General features: G+C 32.1%; 18 protein-coding genes. All 18 read left to right on the forward strand.

Features of this window, described 5'->3' with window-relative positions; all coding sequences use genetic code 11:
• Positions 1 to 232 precede the first annotated feature (232 nt).
• The 18 genes from rimP to pgsA all read left to right on the forward strand — a co-directional run bounded on the left by rimP (position 233) and on the right by pgsA (position 18,620).
• Positions 233 to 691, forward strand: a complete 459-nt coding sequence (gene rimP / locus ACSVC9_RS06375) for a ribosome maturation factor RimP (RefSeq protein WP_446899512.1) — start codon at positions 233 to 235, stop codon at positions 689 to 691.
• 15 nt (positions 692 to 706) lie between these two features.
• Positions 707 to 1,822, forward strand: coding sequence for a transcription termination factor NusA (gene nusA / locus ACSVC9_RS06380; RefSeq protein WP_446899513.1), 1,116 nt, complete (start codon positions 707 to 709; stop codon positions 1,820 to 1,822).
• 13 nt (positions 1,823 to 1,835) lie between these two features.
• A complete protein-coding gene (gene rnpM, locus ACSVC9_RS06385) occupies positions 1,836 to 2,105 on the forward strand; it encodes an RNase P modulator RnpM (protein ID WP_446899514.1) in 270 nt (89 codons plus the stop codon).
• Positions 2,095 to 2,403, forward strand: coding sequence for a ribosomal L7Ae/L30e/S12e/Gadd45 family protein (locus ACSVC9_RS06390; protein ID WP_446899515.1), 309 nt, complete (start codon positions 2,095 to 2,097; stop codon positions 2,401 to 2,403). The genes rnpM and ACSVC9_RS06390 overlap by 11 nt, the downstream gene beginning before the upstream one ends.
• 17 nt (positions 2,404 to 2,420) lie before the next feature.
• Positions 2,421 to 4,529, forward strand: a complete 2,109-nt coding sequence (gene infB / locus ACSVC9_RS06395; protein WP_446899516.1) for a translation initiation factor IF-2 — start codon at positions 2,421 to 2,423, stop codon at positions 4,527 to 4,529.
• Between the two features lie 51 nt (positions 4,530 to 4,580).
• Positions 4,581 to 4,931 (forward strand): 30S ribosome-binding factor RbfA, encoded by a 351-nt coding sequence (gene rbfA / locus ACSVC9_RS06400; protein ID WP_446899517.1) that lies wholly within the window; start codon positions 4,581 to 4,583, stop codon positions 4,929 to 4,931.
• A gap of 1 nt (position 4,932) precedes the next feature.
• On the forward strand, positions 4,933 to 5,904 hold the full coding sequence (locus tag ACSVC9_RS06405; RefSeq protein WP_446899814.1) for a DHH family phosphoesterase: 972 nt from the start codon (positions 4,933 to 4,935) through the stop codon (positions 5,902 to 5,904).
• On the forward strand, positions 5,905 to 6,786 hold the full coding sequence (gene truB / locus ACSVC9_RS06410) for a tRNA pseudouridine(55) synthase TruB (protein ID WP_446899518.1): 882 nt from the start codon (positions 5,905 to 5,907) through the stop codon (positions 6,784 to 6,786).
• Between the two features lie 2 nt (positions 6,787 to 6,788).
• Positions 6,789 to 7,715, forward strand: coding sequence for a bifunctional riboflavin kinase/FAD synthetase (locus ACSVC9_RS06415; RefSeq protein WP_446899519.1), 927 nt, complete (start codon positions 6,789 to 6,791; stop codon positions 7,713 to 7,715).
• Between the two features lie 129 nt (positions 7,716 to 7,844).
• Positions 7,845 to 8,108, forward strand: coding sequence for a 30S ribosomal protein S15 (rpsO, locus tag ACSVC9_RS06420; RefSeq protein ID WP_446899520.1), 264 nt, complete (start codon positions 7,845 to 7,847; stop codon positions 8,106 to 8,108).
• A 72-nt stretch (positions 8,109 to 8,180) separates the two neighbouring features.
• Positions 8,181 to 10,322, forward strand: a complete 2,142-nt coding sequence (locus ACSVC9_RS06425; RefSeq protein ID WP_446899521.1) for a polyribonucleotide nucleotidyltransferase — start codon at positions 8,181 to 8,183, stop codon at positions 10,320 to 10,322.
• 107 nt (positions 10,323 to 10,429) lie between these two features.
• Positions 10,430 to 11,728 (forward strand): M16 family metallopeptidase, encoded by a 1,299-nt coding sequence (locus ACSVC9_RS06430; RefSeq protein ID WP_446899522.1) that lies wholly within the window; start codon positions 10,430 to 10,432, stop codon positions 11,726 to 11,728.
• 72 nt (positions 11,729 to 11,800) lie between these two features.
• Positions 11,801 to 12,073: a YlmC/YmxH family sporulation protein gene (locus ACSVC9_RS06435; RefSeq protein ID WP_446899523.1), complete on the forward strand. Its 273-nt coding sequence runs from the start codon at positions 11,801 to 11,803 to the stop codon at positions 12,071 to 12,073.
• Positions 12,074 to 12,161: 88 nt separating this feature from the next.
• On the forward strand, positions 12,162 to 13,367 hold the full coding sequence (gene dapG / locus ACSVC9_RS06440) for an aspartate kinase (RefSeq protein WP_446899524.1): 1,206 nt from the start codon (positions 12,162 to 12,164) through the stop codon (positions 13,365 to 13,367).
• Positions 13,368 to 13,441: 74 nt separating this feature from the next.
• On the forward strand, positions 13,442 to 14,137 hold the full coding sequence (locus tag ACSVC9_RS06445) for a ClpP family protease (protein ID WP_446899525.1): 696 nt from the start codon (positions 13,442 to 13,444) through the stop codon (positions 14,135 to 14,137).
• A 198-nt stretch (positions 14,138 to 14,335) separates the two neighbouring features.
• Complete coding sequence (locus ACSVC9_RS06450) at positions 14,336 to 16,594, forward strand: DNA translocase FtsK 4TM domain-containing protein (protein WP_446899526.1); 2,259 nt, start codon at positions 14,336 to 14,338, stop codon at positions 16,592 to 16,594.
• A gap of 114 nt (positions 16,595 to 16,708) precedes the next feature.
• The gene (gene rimO, locus ACSVC9_RS06455; RefSeq protein WP_446899527.1) at positions 16,709 to 18,049 is read left to right on the forward strand and encodes a 30S ribosomal protein S12 methylthiotransferase RimO; all 1,341 of its coding nucleotides are present in this window, start codon (positions 16,709 to 16,711) and stop codon (positions 18,047 to 18,049) included.
• Positions 18,033 to 18,620 (forward strand): CDP-diacylglycerol--glycerol-3-phosphate 3-phosphatidyltransferase, encoded by a 588-nt coding sequence (gene pgsA, locus ACSVC9_RS06460; protein ID WP_446899528.1) that lies wholly within the window; start codon positions 18,033 to 18,035, stop codon positions 18,618 to 18,620. Before rimO ends, pgsA begins: the two co-directional genes overlap by 17 nt.
• The last annotated feature ends 110 nt before the right edge of the window (positions 18,621 to 18,730 follow it).

The raw sequence follows: 18,730 nt of genomic DNA on the forward strand, positions 1-18,730 counted from the left end.
ATTGAATAGTTGTATGATTTCATAATGAATGAAATATTTGTCTTGAAATAAATATTTTATTATGATAGAATAGATTTAGTAATTCTACAGAAGTTTGTTTAATTGCAGAGTGGGTTTTAACCCACTCTTTCTATTTGTCAAAACGCAGCATAAGTTGCGTTTTTAATTATAGTTATTAACATCTTTTATATAGAATTGTTTAAAATATATATAAGGAAGGGAGATATATATTATGAATAGTCTTATAAATGAACTCCATGATTTAATAGATCCTTTAGTGGAAAGTCTAGGTTATGAGCTATATTATTTGGAATTAGTCAAAGAGAAAAATGAGAATTATTTAAGAATATATATAGATAAACAGAATGGGGGAATATCTTTAGATGACTGCGAAAAGGTAAGTAGGCCTGTAAGTAATTTGCTGGATGAGAAAGATCCTATAAATTTTTCATATTATCTGGAGGTATCTTCGCCTGGAATAGAGAGAAGGCTTTATACTGATGAGCACCTGAAGAAGTATATAGGAAGCATGGTAAAAGTTAATATAAAAGGATTGTTCAATGGGAAGAAAAAATATGAAGGTGAATTTTTAGATTTTAATTCAGATGAATTGAAACTAAAATATGAATTGAAAGATATAGCCATTCCAAGAAATAAAATTTCTGATGTAAGATTAAAGGTCAATTTCTAAAGGGAGGTAATGGAAATGAATCAAGAATTTATAGAGGCCTTGAAAGAGATAGTTAAAGAAAAGGGAATAAGTAAAGATTTGTTATTTACTACTATAGAGGATGCATTGGTGGCAGCCTATAAGAAGAATTATGTTGTACGAGGCGGCAACAATCAAAATGTTAAAGTCACTATGAATAGAGAAAATGGAGAAATTCATGTATATTCTCAAAAAACAGTTGTGGAATCACCGGAAGATTATGTAAATGAAATATCGCTTGAAGAGGCAAAATCAATAGATCAAAAATATGAACTTGGTGATTTGGTAAGTATGGAAGTAACTCCCAGAAAGTTTGGTAGAGTTGCTGCACAAGCTGCAAAGCAAGTTGTAATCCAGAGAATAAAAGAGGAGGAAAGACGGATTATATACAATGATTTTGCAGAAAAAGAAGATGATATAATAACAGGAGTAGTAATTAGAAAGGATAAGAATAATGTATTGATAGATCTGGGAAAAACAGAGGCAGTACTTGGACCTAACGAACAGATGCCAGGTGAAAAGTATAATTATAATGACAGAATTAAATTGTATATAGTAGAGGTGAAAAATACCACAAAAGGTGCTCAGATTGTTATATCGAGAACCCATCCCGGGCTTATAAAGAGACTATTTGAACTGGAGGTACCAGAAATATTTGATGGTATAGTGGACATAAAATCAATTGCACGGGAGGCAGGCTCGAGAACTAAGATAGCGGTACATTCAAATGATGAAAATGTTGACCCAATGGGAGCTTGTGTGGGACCTAGAGGGGTAAGAGTACAAAGTATAGTAAGTGAACTTAAAAATGAGAAAATAGATATAATAAAGTGGAGTAAACTTCCGGAGGAATATATATCAAATGCTTTGAGCCCTGCTAAAGTTATAGATGTAGAACTGGATGAGGATAATAAATTTGCACAAATTGTAGTAGATGATGATCAGTTGTCCCTTGCAATAGGAAAGGAAGGACAAAATGTAAGACTGGCAGCAAAACTTACAGGCTGGAAAATTGACATAAAGAGTAGATCACAGGTAAAGAATTTAGATGGAAGTAATGGTAAAATAGAGGATAGTGAAGATGATACCATAGATAATCATATTATAAAGTAAGGTGGTGTGACTTATGAAAAAGAAAAAGATACCACATAGAATGTGCCTTGGATGTATGGAAATGAAACCTAAAAGAGAGCTTATAAGAGTTGTAAAAAATAAAGAAGGAGAGGTTTTTGTGGATCTTACCGGAAAAAAGAATGGTAGAGGAGCTTATATATGTAAAGATATTATGTGCCTTGAAAAAGCGTTTAAAAATAAACGGCTCCAGAAAAATCTTGAAACTAATATAGATGATGAACTTTATAATAGATTAAGAGATGAAATAGAAAATGAAAGATAATTTTCTACAATTTCTAGGTCTTGCCAAACGTGCGGGAAAAGTTCTGGAAGGATATAATAGATGTGAGGAAGGTATAAAAAGGCACAAAGTGCATCTTATAATATTATCCGAAGATGTTTCTTATAATACTTTAAATAAATTTTTAAATTATGGCAATAAATATAATATAAAAACAATAAAAAAATATTCTGAAATGGAACTTGGATGTTCAATTGGATGTCAGAAGATAAAAGTTATAGGCATTGTAGATAAGAATATGAGTAAAAGATTTATAGGCCTTTATAGAGTACAAATTTGATTTCGGGGGTGAAGTATTTGTCAAAAATACGAGTTTATGAACTAGCTAAGGAATTAAATATTTCAAGTAAAGAATTAATTGAAATTCTTTCTGAAGAATTTAGCGTAGTTGTAAAAAATCACATGAGCGTTATAGAAGAAGAGGATGCGGAACTTATAAAAGAATTTTTCTCTGAAAAGGAGGATAAAGAAGAAGAAAAAGTTGAACACCAGAAGGTAGCAGAAGATAAGGCTACATCCAATTCCCAAAATTCTACTAAAAAAAATAAAAGCAATAAGGGAAAAGGAAAATCTAAAAATAAATCCCAAGATAATGTATCGAATGACAGTGATAAGAAAAATAATGCTGGAGAAAATGATGAAGAAGAGAAGATAATAGAAATTGATGATACGGTAACTGTAAAAGAGTTATCTGAAAAAATCGGAAGATCGTCTACAGAAGTTATAAAGCAGCTTATATTTATGGGGGTAATGGCAGCAATAAATCAAGAAATTGATTTTCCTACAGCAGAAAAATTGGGGGAAAAATTTGATGTCATTGTCATGAAAAAGGAAAGGGATATTGATAAGGAAGCAGTAGAACAGGAAGAAGATGATGACAATGAAGAAAATTTAGAAAAAAAGCCACCTGTAATAACTGTAATGGGTCATGTTGACCATGGAAAGACATCACTTTTGGATGCTATTAGAAAGTCAAAAGTAACATCTCACGAAGCGGGTGGAATAACTCAGCATATAGGTGCCTATACTGTAAATATAAATGGAGAAAAGATAACATTTTTGGATACACCTGGGCATGAAGCTTTTACAGCTATGAGAGCGAGAGGAGCTCAAATTACTGATATAGTTATACTTGTAGTTGCTGCAGATGATGGTATAATGCCACAGACTGTAGAAGCAATAAACCACTGCAAAGCTGCAAATGTACCAATGGTTGTGGCTATAAATAAAATAGACAGACCTGGAGCTAATCCAGATAAAGTAAAGCAGGAGCTTATTGAGTATGGTATTACGCCTGAAGATTGGGGAGGGGATACTATATGTGTTCCAGTTTCCGCACATACCAAGGAAGGATTGGATACTTTGCTTGAGATGGTACTTTTGACAGCTGAAGTCCAGGAACTCAAGGCAAATCCAAATAGAAATGCCAAAGGAGCCGTAATAGAAGCAAAATTAGATAAAGGTAGGGGACCAGTTGCAACATTGCTTGTTCAGAATGGTACTTTAAAAGTGGGAGATTCAATAATAGTTGGAACTACCTATGGAAGAATAAGGGCAATGTTTGATGATAAAGGTAAGAATATTAAATCTGCTGGACCTTCAATACCAGTTGAAATATTGGGATTATCAGAAGTGCCGTCAGCTGGAGATAGATTTCATCAGGTAAAGGATGAAAAAACTGCAAGAGATTTGGCAAGCAGAAGGAAGCAAAAAGTAAGAGAAGAATACCTTCAATCAACTCATAAAGTATCACTTGAAGATCTGTATAATCAAATAAAAGAGGGAAAAGTAAAAGAATTGAATATAATTGTAAAAGCAGATGTTCAAGGTTCTATAGAAGCATTAAGACAGTCACTTCAGAAACTTTCAACTGATGAGGTTAAGGTAAGAGTAATACATGGAGCAGTTGGGGCAATAACGGAAACTGATGTAAGCTTAGCTTCTGCGTCAAATGCGATTATAATAGGATTTAATGTAAGACCTGATAGTAATGCAGAAAAGGCTGCTGAGAAAGAGGCTGTAGATATAAAGACCTATCGGGTAATATATACGGCGATAGATGACGTAAAATCAGCAATGCTTGGAATGCTTGAGCCTGATTACAAGGAAAATGTAACTGGAAAAGCTGAGGTTCGACAGATATATAGAATATCTAGTGTGGGAACTATTGCAGGATGTTATGTTTTGGAGGGAAAAATAGTAAGAAATAGTAATGTTAGACTCATAAGAGATGGAATAGTAATATTTGAATCACAGCTTGGCTCATTAAAGAGGTTTAAGGATGATGTAAAAGAAGTCGCACAAGGATTCGAGTGTGGAATTTCAGTAGAGAAATTTAATGATATAAAAGAAGGAGATATAATAGAAACATATATTATTGAAGAAGTAAAAAAGAAAGAACTTTAAGCTGCAGTTGTGCACTGAAGTTTTGTGCTGAACATTGGAGGTTGAAAGGTTTTGTCTAAATACAGAAATGGTAGAATAAATGAAGAAATGAAGAAGGAGATAAGCAACATAATAAGGGAAGATGTAAAGGATCCTAGACTTACAGCAATGGTAAGTGTTACAAAGGTTGAAGTTACAAGAGATTTGAGCTATGCTAAAGTATATGTAAGTTTATATGGGAATACTAGATCAAAAAATGAAACCTTGGAAGCTCTAAAAAATTCATCAGGTTTTATAAGAAGGGAAGTTGGACATAGAATTAGGTTGAGAAACACTCCAGAGATAATTATAGAACTTGATAACAGTATAGAGCAAGGTATGCACATAGATGAGCTTCTAAGAAAAATAAAGGAGCATGAGTGAGATGACAATGGATAGTATAGATAATATACTTGAAGAGATAAAGAAAAGTAATAGATTGGCTATTACTTTTCACAAGTCTCCAGATGGAGATTCTATTGGAAGTTCATTGGCATTGTTTCAAGGATTGAAAGACCTTGGAAAAGAAGTAGAATTGCTTTCCATGGAGGAGGTACCTAAGGATTTTAAATTTTTGCCTTTTTCTAGCATTATAGATGGCAATACTTTTGAAGTGAAGGCTGGCATTGATAGTGTTGTGGTTTTAGATTGTGGAGATAAAAAAAGGATAAATGCAAAATTGAAATTTGAAGATAGAAGATATAAAATAATAAATGTGGATCATCATCTTACAAATGAATACTATGGGGATTTTAATTATGTGGATACAAAAGCTGCAGCTGTATCTGAAATTGTATATGAGATATTGAGCAGATTAGGTGTGAACATAAATGAGAATATGGCTAAATGTCTATATACATCATTGATTACTGATACTGGCTCTTTCAAATACCCGTCTACTACGGAAAGAACTCATTTGATCGCAGGAAATCTTATAAATAAAGGATTTGATTTTAGCAAAATTCATAGGATTATATTTGACAATAAGGAGTTCGAAAAAGTTAAGTTATCTGGCATAGCAATCGAAAATATGAAACTTGTAAATGACAGAATATGTATAATAAAAGTCACTAAAAAAATGATTGCTGATACTGTAAAAGATGAAGATGTTGATACTCATGATATAGTAAATTTGGGACTTAAAATTATTAATGTAGAGGTATCAGTTATGCTCAAAGAGTCAGATGAAAAAATAAAAGTCAGTTTAAGATCAAAGGAAATTGTAGATGTCAGAAAAATTGCTGAAAGGTTTGATGGTGGGGGACACATAAGGGCTGCAGGACTTGAAATTAAAGATAAAAATATAGATGAAGCGGTGGATTTGATAGTCGACGAAATCAAAAAAGAGATGATTTAGATGGATGGTATTTTAAACATAAATAAACCAATAGGGATGTCTTCATTTGATGTAGTCAAAAGTATAAAATCTGTTACAGGTGTAAAAAAAGTTGGCCATGCAGGAACTCTTGATCCTGGAGCTTCAGGAGTACTTCCAGTGTGTATAGGCTGTGCCACAAAATTTGTAGACTATATAATGAAAGATGAAAAAGTTTATATTGCCAGGTTAAAATTGGGAGTTGAAACAGATACTTATGACAGATACGGAAAAATAACTTCTAAATCCAATGTAGATGTAAGTAGTGAGGAAATAGAAGATGCTGTATTAAGCTTTATAGGAAACATACAGCAGATACCACCAATGTATTCTGCGTTGAAGGTAAATGGTAAAAGATTGTATGAGCTAGCAAGAAAAGGTATAGAGGTTGAACGAAAAAGCAGAGATATAGTTATACATAATATAGAAATACTAAAATTGGAATCGCCATATGTTACAATGAGAATTAAATGTTCCAAAGGTACTTATATAAGAAGCCTTTGTTATGATATTGGCCGTAAACTGGGATGTGGAGGTACCATGTGGAGCCTTGTGAGAACTCGTACAGGTAAATTTGATATTTTGGAATCAATTTCCGTCTCACAGCTAGATAAAAATAATATTTTTTACTACTTGATTCCAATTGACAATGTATTGTCTGGATATCCTTCTATATATATAGAAAATAAATTTAACAAATATATATTAAATGGAGTTGTAATAAAAGATAAGAAATTTTTGAATAAAATAGATGATGATGTATTATATAAAGTATATATAGATGGAGATAATTTTATAGGTTTGGGTATAAATAAAAAGGATATTGGATTTAAAATGATAAAATTATTGATTCGGGGTAATTAATCATGATAGTAATAGAAGATAATTTTAAAATACATTTAAAAGAAAAAACATATATTGCATTAGGAAGTTTTGATGGCCTTCACATTGGACATATGAGTCTTGTAAATAAGGCAATACAGCTTGCAAAATGCAATAATGCAAAGAGTATGGTGTTTACCTTTAAGTCCCATCCAAGGACTATAATAAATAAGGATGCTGGACCTAAAATATTAATGAGCAATGAAAATAAACTAGATGTATTAAAAAATGCTGGACTGGATATAATAAACATGGCAAGTTTTGATCATGAGTTTATGAAAATAGATCCGGAAGATTTTGTATTAAGACTGATTAAAAGTTACAATGCCCTTGGAATTGTAGTTGGATTCAATTATAAATTTGGTTATAAAAATATGGGAAACATAGATATGCTCAAAGAATTAAGCCAGAGGTATGGATTTTCTCTAGATATTATTTCACCTGTAAAATATAATGGAGAAACTGTTTCCAGCTCACTTATAAGAAAAATAATATCTGAAACAGGGGATATGCAAAAAGCGAGAGATATGCTTACAAGACCTTTTATGATGAATGGATCTGTAATTCGAGGTAAACACCTTGGAAAAAAACTAGGATTTCCGACGGCAAATATAAGCTTGAATAAAAGATTTCTTATACCAAAAGAAGGGGTGTATTTTACAATTGTAAAATACAATAATAAATATTACAGAGGAATAACAAATGTAGGATATAATCCTACTACACGTGACAATGCTTTAAGTGTTGAAACCAATATCTTAGATTTTAGTGAAGATATATATGATAAAAAGCTTGAAATATATTTTATGGATAGAATCAGAGCTGAGATTAAATTTGAAACTCTTGAAGAATTGATAGAACAGATGAAACATGATAGAGATTATGCATATGGTAGAAGCTTAAAAATTTAATTTTAAAATTAATTTACAATAGTAATTTTATTTGCTATAATTACAGACGTGATCCCTATGCTAAGGATTTCGATTTGCCGACGTTTTTCTTGGAATAGAGGGGATTAACAATTTGGAGGTGTTACAAAAATGGAAAAGGCAATTAAAGATGAAATAATAAAGAAGTATGAGAGACATGAAGGTGATACAGGCTCACCGGAAGTACAAATTGCACTTCTCACCGAAAGAATCAATCATTTGAATGAACATTTGAAGATTCATAAAAAAGACTATCATTCAAGAAGAGGTCTTTTAATGATGGTTGGTAAGAGAAGAGGCCTTCTTAATTATTTAATTAAAGAAGATATTGAAAGATATCGTGCTATCATTAAAGCATTGAATTTAAGAAAATAACTTTAGAGCGGCTTTCCACCGCTCTATTATTTTAAAAGTTATTATGATTTTAATCGTAAAGGAGGTAATTCAATGAGTGAAATTTTTCAAACTGCCGTTGCAGGAAGAACTTTAAAAATTGACTATGGCAAAATTGGAAGACTTTCTAATTGTGCTATTTTGATAAGTTATGGTGATACTGTTGTTATGGTGAATGCAAATTCTTCTGATAAGCCAAGAGATGGAATAGATTTCTTCCCTTTAAGCATAGAATACGAAGAGAGATTATATTCTGTTGGAAAAATTCCAGGAGGTTTTATAAAGAGGGAAGGAAAACCGACTGATAAAGCAATACTTCATGCAAGGGCAATAGATAGACCGCTTAGACCGCTGTTCCCTAAGGGATATAGGAATGACGTTCAAGTAGTATGTACAGTACTGTCCGTAGAACAAGACAATCAGCCGGATATACTTTCAATAAATGGGGCATCTCTTGCACTGTGCCTGTCAAGCATTCCGTTCAATACTCCTGTTGGAGCCGTTTCTGTTGGAATAATAGATGGAAATTTTGTAATAAATCCTAAATTGGAAGAAAGAAAAAAAAGTACATTGAATCTGACTGTATGTGCAACTAAAGATAGAGTAATGATGGTTGAAGCTGGAGGAGCTGAAATACCGGAAGATGTAATGTATAATGCCATAAAGTTCGGGTTTGAAGAGTGCAAGAAAATAGTTGCATTTCAAGAAGAAACCATAAAAAAATATGGAAAGAAGAAGGATATTCCCGAGTTATATAAGGTAAATGAAACTCTTGAAAAAGAAGTAAGAGATTTTTGCTTTGAAACTATAAAAAAGGCAATGTATATAACAGATAAAGACGAGAGGAACAAAGCAGTAGATGAAGTGAAGGAAAAATTGGATAATGAATTTACTGTAAATGACAAATTTAAGAATGAACATCCGGACTATGAAGGAGATATTAATGCAGATATAGCAGATGTACTTTATAGGCTTCAAAAAGAAATAGTGAGAAATATGCTTCTAAATGAAAATAGAAGACCTGATGAAAGAAAATTTGATGAAATAAGGCCTATAAGTTGTGAAGTTTCAATTCTTCCTAGAACTCACGGTACAGGATTGTTTACGAGAGGATTGACACAAGTACTTACTGTAGCGACTCTTGGAGCATTAGGAGATGCACAGGTACTTGATGGAATAAGTTCGGAGGAGTCAAAAAGATATATACACCATTATAATTTTCCGTCCTATAGTACAGGAGAAACAAGACCTCTTAGAGGACCCGGAAGAAGAGAGATTGGACATGGTGCATTAGCAGAAAAGGCTCTTATACCACTTATTCCGCCTGAAGAGGAATTCCCATATACTATAAGACTTGTATCAGAAGTTTTGAGTTCAAATGGGTCTACTTCACAGGCAAGTATATGTGGAAGTACTTTGGCACTTTTAGATGCAGGAGTTCCAATTAAGAGACCTGCTGCAGGAATAGCTATGGGACTTATAACAAGTGACGATTTGTCTCAGGAAAAAATATTGACAGATATACAGGGAATAGAGGACTTTTTTGGAGATATGGATTTTAAGGTTGGAGGAACTGAAAAGGGAATCACTGCTATCCAGTTTGATACAAAAATACATGGACTCTCTCTTAGCTGCATAGAGGAAACTTTGTATAAGGCAAGAACAGCAAGATTATTTATACTTAAAAAGATTGACGATTGTATAAAGGGACCGAGAAAAGAACTTTCAAAATATGCACCTAAGACTTATACTATGAGTATAGATCCTGATAAAATAAGAGATGTTATAGGAGCAGGCGGAAAGATTATAAACAAGATAATTGCTGAAACTGGAGTAAAGATAGATATAAAAGAAGATGGAAAAATATTTGTTATGTCGGACGATACAGATGCAGATAAAAAAGCGTTAAAGATGATAGATGATCTTACACGGGAAATAAAAATAGGAGAAATTTATCTAGGAAAGGTTACCAAGATTACTAATTTCGGCGCTTTTGTTGAGATACTTCCAGGTAAGGAAGGATTGGTTCATATATCAAAACTTGATTTTAAAAGGGTAAATAAGGTTGAAGATGTAGTTTCAGTAGGTGATGAGATACTAGTCAAAGTAATAGAGATAGATAATCAGGGAAGAATAAATCTTTCAAGAAAAGATGCAATAAAGGACTCGGAAAAAAAAGAGTTGAAGGAGGAATAAAAAATAGAAGGGCTCAAGTGCCTTTTTATTTTTCTTCTGGACAATGTTAAGTGTCAGTACATAATTTTTTATTAAAGTAGAATAAATTCATAAAGGAGGTGGAATCCATGTATAATATATTTAAACTGAATAACGGATTGAAAATAGTTGTAGAGGATATAGATTATGTGAATTCAGTTAGTGTGGGCCTTTGGGTTGAAAACGGTTCTAGAAATGAAAAGGTATATGAGAATGGAATATCTCATTTTATAGAGCATATGTTCTTTAAAGGTACTAAAAAAAGAAGTGCCTTTAACATAGCTGAATGTATAGAAGAAGTTGGAGGCCAAATAAATGCTTTTACTGGTAAAGAAGCCACCTGTTTTTATGTAAAGGTATTGGATTCTCATTTAAAACTGGCCCTTGATGTAATATCTGATATGATATTCAATAGCCAATTTTCCGATGATGATATAGAAAGAGAAAAGAGCGTTGTAATTGAAGAAATAAATATGGGCGAGGATTCACCTGAAGATGTACTTTCTGATTTGCATAGTAAAGCTATCTGGGGTGAAGATTCAATATCATATCCTATACTTGGTACTAAGGAAAATGTTAAATCATTTAATAGAAAGCAATTACTTGATTATATATACCAACATTATACTCCAAACAATTCTGTTATATCCATATGTGGAAAATTTGATTTAAATAGCATTGAAGATATAGTGGAAGAATATTTTGGAAGGTGGGATAATCATAGTATAAAAAATGTTACGTATTCCACGCCTGAATTTCAAAATAATCACCTTTTCAAGAAAAAGAATATAGAACAAATACATTTGACACTTGGAATACAGGGAATAGAAAATGGAAATGATGATCTATATCCTGTATTGCTTTTAAGTAATATACTTGGAGGTGGTGCATCCTCTATTTTGTTTCAGAAAATCAGGGAGGAAAAATCGTTGTGCTATTCTATATATTCTTACATTTCTTCATTTAGCAATACCGGTGCGATAAGTATATATACTGGACTTAATCCAAGATATACATATGATGCTGTCAGTATAATAAATGAGGAAATGAATAAATTTGTAGAAAAAGGTGTCGGAAATGAAAAATTGGATAAAATAAAGGAGCAATTGAAAGGAAATTACATACTTGGAATGGAGAGTACTACGAGTAGAATGTTTAACAATGGAAAGTCTGTGTTATTTTTGAATAAAGTTAGTACCCCGAAAGAGATAATGGATAAAATAGACAGAATTGATGAATGTAAATTACGGGAGGTAATGAATAGAACTTTTGGAAAGGGAATAAAGAGTTCGGCATTGGTAGGTGAGAGTATAGATATTAATATTATTAAGAATTTGCTTGGAAAATACAAAAATCCATTTAATTTTGGAAACAGTTTGAATGTTTAGTAATAACACCTGCTTAGGATTCATAGTATTTAGTAATAATTATTTATACAATGAATTTTAGGGGGCGTTTTTTTGAGTAATGATATAAAGTTTTACAGTGAAATGGAGAGATATGAAATTATAAATGTAAATGATGGAGAGAGATTTAACTGCTTAGGCAACAATGATATAATTATTGACGAAGATGGAAACTTAAAAATATTACTTTTAAATAATACAAGATCAAAATTAGGTATTTTTGGTAAAAATGAATTTATAGAAGTACCCTGGGACTGTGTAAAAAAAATAGGATCTAAAACTATAATAATAGATGCAGAAGAAAAAAAGTTGAAGAAAACCCATTAACAATTCATATGTTTAGGAATAAAATAATATAAGGTGTATGATTGTAAAGATTGCTTTCATAAAATGAGTAACACAGTGAGGGATAAATATGAAGATATTAGTGCAAAAATTTGGAGGAACGTCTGTTTCTACCCATGAGAGAAGAGAAAATGTTGTGAATAGAGTAATAAGTGCAAGAAGGAAAGGGTATAATCCCGTAGTTGTAGTATCAGCTATGGGCAGAAAAGGCCAGCCTTATGCTACAGACACGCTTCTCTCACTTATAAGTAATGATTTTAAAAATAAGAATAAATTGGCTTCTGATTTGATAATGAGTTGTGGGGAAATTATAAGTACCGTAATTATGTCGGATGAAATTTCAAAGAGAGGATTAAGTGCCATTCCGTTAACTGGAGGACAGGCATCTATAATTACTGATGACAATTATAATGATGCATCTGTAATTGATATAGATATTGAAAGGCTACATCAAATTATGGATGATGATAAAATTCCAGTAATAGCTGGGTTTCAGGGTATAAGTAAAAATGGTTTTATAACAACTCTCGGAAGAGGTGGAAGTGATGTTACAGCTGTGCTTTTGGGAAATGCACTAAATGCAGAGAGTGTAGAAATATATACGGATGTTGATGGAATAATGACGGCAGATCCAAGAATAGTATCTGATGCATCCTTGATTGAGGAAATAAGCTACAATGAGGTATTCCAGCTTGCAGATCAAGGTGCCAAGGTTATACATCCAAGGGCTGTAAAGCTTGCTATGAATAGCAATATACCTTTAGTTATAAAAAATACTCTCAATAATAGCAGGGGAACTATAATCAGCAATTCAATAATGGAGAATCAACACAAATTAATAAGTGGAATAACTTCCATGAAAAATAGGGTACAGGTTATAATAGAGCGTAATAATAATTCTGATAATGAAAATTATTATAATATATTTGATGAACTCGCAAATAATTTAATAAGCATAGATCTGATAAATGTATTTCCAAAAGAGAAAATATTTACTATAGATGAAAGCGATATTGACAGCTTTAAAATTGTTATGGAGAATCTAGGATTAAAGTATTCGATTATAGATGACTGCACAAAAATTGCAATTATAGGAAGTGGAATGAGAGGAATTCCAGGAGTTATGGCAAAGATACTTAAAATACTCTCAAGGGAGAATATACAGGTGCTTCAGACGGCTGATTCTCATACTACAATATGGTGCCTTGTAAAAAGTAGCATGGAGGAAAAGGCAATAAATGCACTTCATAGAGGTTTTAAACTGAGCAAAAATTAAATTCTTTTAATGAATATTGAATTTCGTCAATGCACAAAATAGATTATATACATTTTGTGCATGGAGGAGATATTATGATAGATAAAGAAGAAAATACTGCTTTAGCAGATGATGAAAACAAAAGACAGAATATAAGGGAATTTGGGAAAGAAACACTTGAAAGTTTTAAGGATGAAATTGAAATATTGCCTATAATAGGTCAAATAGAAGGACATGAAGTACTTCCTCCACAGGCTAAAACTACAAAATATGAGCATGTAATACCTCAACTTATTTCTATTGAGAAAAATGCGCAGACAAAAGGTGTGCTTGTAGTTTTAAATACTGTTGGTGGAGATGTAGAAGCAGGTCTTGCAATAGCTGAAATGATAAATAGTTTAAGTAAGTCAACCGTTTCCCTTGTAATAGGAGGGGGACATTCTATTGGGGTTCCACTAGCTACAAGCTCAAATTATTCATTTATTTCTCCATCTGCAACTATGATAGTACATCCTGTGAGAATGAATGGAATGATAATAGGTGGAGTGCACCAGACTTTTGAGTATTTTAATAAGATACAGGACAGGGTAAATGAATTTATAGTTAGGACATCGAATATAACGGAAGAAAAGTTGAATGAAATGATGTCGAAAACTGATGAGTTATTAAATGATATGGGAACTATGCTTATAGGGAAAGAAGCGGTGACTGCTGGACTAATTGATGAGGTGGGTGGAATAAGCAAGGCAATTTTCAAGCTTCATCAACTTATAGATGAAGGAAACAGATAAAATATATCAGTCAATTTAGATTTGATAGATTTTATAATTACTGTTATAATTTTTTATATTGATTAGTGTTTTTAAAGGTGAACTGTCTCAAAATTTGTTATGGGACAGTTTATTTATATTTTAAACAAAAGGAAATAATAAAAAAGTGTAGAATATATACTTAGTGAAAGTCTAAAAATTTAGAGGTGAGATAATTATATGTCGAGAAGGAGAAGGAAAACACGTAATGAAAATAATGACATAAAGGGAATAGTACTTATTACTTTGGGAATTTTAATGCTTGTAAGTGTGTTTTCACCTTCTACATCAGGGATAGTGGGAAAAGGTGTTAAAAGAATATTGATTGCAATTATGGGACTGGGTGCATTTGTATTTCCAGTTTTAATAATATTTATAGGAGGATGTTTTCTCGCTTCGGAAAATAAAATAAGCTTTAGTAAGAGATTTTATGGAATACTTTTGTTTTTAATAAATACAATGCTTTTTATTCAAATGATAATTATGTCGGATTATTACCCGTATTATACTATCTTTGAGAGCATAAAAAAATTGTATATGGAGGACGATGTGATTCATGGGGGTATTATAAGTCTACTTATAGATATACCACTTTTTAAGCTGTTTGGCGATACGGGGTGTTATGTTATATTTATAGCTATTTACGTCATTGCCTTTATGATCATTACAAAGATAAGTTTATATGATATTCTGCATAAAATTGGCATGATATTTGTTTCTAAAGATGATAGAGTAGATGATACTGTTATAGAAGATAAAAATATCGCTAAAAAAGACATATTGAAAAGTAGTGAAGAAAAGGATGGATTTATTAAAGGATTGAACAATAGAATAAAGATATTAAATTTTATGAAATCCAAAGAAGATGATATACTGTCAGAGAAAAGCAATGGTGAGCCAGATGATAAAAGTAAATCCATTGATCATCCCATTGAAATAGAAATAGCTTCTGATAAAATACCGGATAAATCCATAAATGAAGAATTAAATAAAAAGATGATTGAAAGTGAATCACAGGAATTGGTATATAATTATCCACAAACAGATTTGCTTAAACAAAACATACAGTCAAAATTAAACAGAGAGGATAAGAGGGAACTTATAAACAGTGCAAATAAGCTTGAAGAAACTTTGAATAGCTTTGGAGTAGAGGCAAAAGTAATGCAGGTCAGCAAAGGACCTTCTGTTACTAGATTTGAAGTTCAGCCCAGCCCTGGTGTAAAGGTAAGCAAAATAGTCAATTTGTCAGACGACATTGCATTGGGACTTGCTGCTACGGGAGTTAGAATAGAAGCACCAATACCGGGAAAATCAGCTATAGGTATAGAAGTTCCCAATAAAGTACTTACACCTGTATATCTTAGAGAGGTAATAGAATCTAAGGAATTTGCAAATTCAAAGGATAAGCTGTGTTTTTCGTTAGGCAAAGATATAGGTGGAAATTGTATAGTTTCCGATTTGACCAAAATGCCACATCTTTTAATTGCAGGTGCAACTGGTTCAGGCAAAAGTGTATGTATAAATACCATGATAATAAGCTTACTTTATAAATATTCACCTGATGAGGTAAAGCTGCTTATGATAGATCCGAAAGTAGTCGAGCTAAGTGTATATAATGGGATACCACATCTTTTGATACCTGTTGTGACAAATCCCAAAAAGGCGGCAGGGGCACTTAATTGGGCTGTACAGGAAATGGGAAGGAGATACAAATTATTTGCGGATAATGGAGTCAGGAATATAGAAGGATATAATGATCTGGCACAAAACGGTAAGCTGGATAGTAAACTTCCATTTGTAGTCATGATAATTGATGAATTAGCAGATTTGATGATGGTATGTCCAAATGAAATTGAGGACTATATAGGGCGACTTGCTCAGATGGCAAGAGCGGCAGGAATGCACCTTGTAATAGCTACTCAGAGGCCTTCGGTAGACGTAATTACTGGTGTAATAAAGGCAAATATACCTTCAAGAATATCTTTTGCCGTTTCAAGTCAAATTGATTCCAGGACTATACTTGATACGGGTGGTGCAGAAAAATTATTAGGAAAAGGAGATATGCTCTTTTACCCTGTAGGAGAAACAAAACCAGTTAGAATTCAGGGGGCTTTTATATCTGAGAAAGAAGTAGAAAATGTAGTTGAGTATATAAAAGATAAGCAAGGTGAACCTCAATACGAAGACAAGATAATGGAGGAAATAGATACGAATAGCTCTCCTAAGAATAATGAGTGCGATGAACTATTAAACGAGGCTATCAGAATAGTAATTGATTCAGGTCAAGCATCTACATCACTTCTTCAAAGAAGGCTCAGAATTGGATACAACAGGGCTGCTAGGATAATAGAGCAAATGGAAGAAAGAGGTATAATATCAGGGAAAGATGGTACTAAACCAAGGCAGATACTTGTAGACAAAGATGAATACAAGGAATGATCTACATATTAATAACTATTTTTATCTTGTAAAAAGTTAAAAGTAGATTTACAATAACATGTGTATTATATTAATTTAATATATACAATATGATCTGAATCTGGGAGGGAAAAATTGTATAAAATAAGAGTTGGACTTATAAGCTTAGGCTGTGATAAAAACAGGGTAGATTCAGAAATTATTTTAAATAATTTAAATGCTGAATACAGTTTAGTATCTGATATGAAAAAAGCAGATGTTATAATTGTAAACACATGTGGATTTATAGAATCTGCCAAACAGGAGTCTATAGATACAATACTTGAGATGTCTAAGTATAAAAGGGAATTTAACTGCAAGATATTAATTGTAACAGGATGTTTGACGCAGAGATATGGTAAACAACTTGTGGAACTGTTGCCGGAAGTAGATATAATGCTTGGAGTTAATGACTATGATAAGTTAAATAAGAATATTGAAAGGTGTTTTAAAAGTAGTGATAAAAAAATATGTAATTTTAGCTACAGTGATGTAAGGATAAATGAGGGAAAAAGGATTATTACTACTCCGTTTTATATTGCATATGTTAGAATTGCAGAGGGCTGTGACAACCATTGTACCTATTGTATAATTCCTAAAATAAGGGGTGGATACAGGAGTAGAAAAATGGAGTCAATATTGAATGAATGCAGAGATCTAGCCAGCCAGGGTGTAAAAGAAATAATTTTAATTGCACAGGATACTACAAAATATGGAATGGATTTGTATGGATGTAAGCAGCTTCACAAGCTTATGCACTGTATTTCATTGATTGAAGGTATAAAATGGATAAGGGTTCTCTATTGTTATCCTGAGGAGATAACAGATGACATTATCAATGAAATAGCTGAAAATAACAAGATATGTAAGTATATAGATATTCCTGTTCAACATATAAGTGATAAAATACTTAAAGCTATGGGTAGAAAAGGAAGAAAGTCCGAAATAACAGAAAATATAAATAAATTGAGAAATAAAGTTAAGAATATTATCATAAGAACAACTTTGATAGTTGGTTTCCCGGGGGAAAACGAGAAAGATTTTCAAGAATTAAAGGATTTTGTAGTGAATATGAAGTTTGATAAACTTGGAGTTTTTAAATATTCTAGGGAGGAAGGTACTCCGGCTTATAGCATGAGTGATCAAGTCCCAAAGGATATTAAGGTACAAAGAGAAGGAGAAATCATGCTTTTGCAACAAAATATATCAAAGAATATAAATAAGCTTAAAGTGGGAAAAATTTATTTAGTTATGTTAGAAGGACAGAAAGATGGTATGTATTATGGAAGAAGTTATGAAATGGCTCCTGACATAGATGGAATAATATACGTAAAAGGTAAGGATAGTTTGAAAGTAGGAAGTATGGTAAGAGTAAAGATAACAAATAGCTTTGAATATGATTTAATGGGAGTTGTATGTGATGAATTTAGCGAATAAACTTACAATAATTAGAATGATACTTGTTCCTGTTTTTTTGATTTTTATGGCTGTAAAAGATGTACCTTATTTTAAAATTATTGCAATAATAGTCTTTATAATTGCTTCTATAACGGATAAGTTGGATGGATATATAGCTAGAAGCAGAAATCAAATAACTAGGTTTGGAAAATTTATGGATCCTTTGGCAGATAAACTTTTGGTTACGGCAGCTCTTGTATGTCTCGTAGAATATCATATAATACCTTCCTGGGTGGCTATGATAATAATAGCAAGGGAATTTGCAGTAACAGGACTTAGAACCGTTGCTGCGGCAGAAGGGATTGTAATAGCTGCAAGTCCTTGGGGTAAAGCCAAAACGGTGACTCAGATAATTGCTATTATACTAGCACTTGTGAACTTGAATTACAACCATGTGTCAATGTCTATCTTTAGAGGTTTTATAAATCATCCCCATAAAATGCTAAATTTAATTACATATATTGCTATGGGGTTAGCAATAATAATAACCATAGCATCTGGTATAGACTATTTTGTTAAAAATAAAGAAGTAATGAAACCTGATAGATAGAGTTTTAATCCATTGATTTAAAAATCAATGGATTAAAACTCTAAAATTATGTCCATAATTAAGATATGCATTATAGCTAAATAAATTTAACTTTATATACCTTTAAATGA

The organism is Clostridium sp. LBM24168 (genome assembly GCF_052953915.1).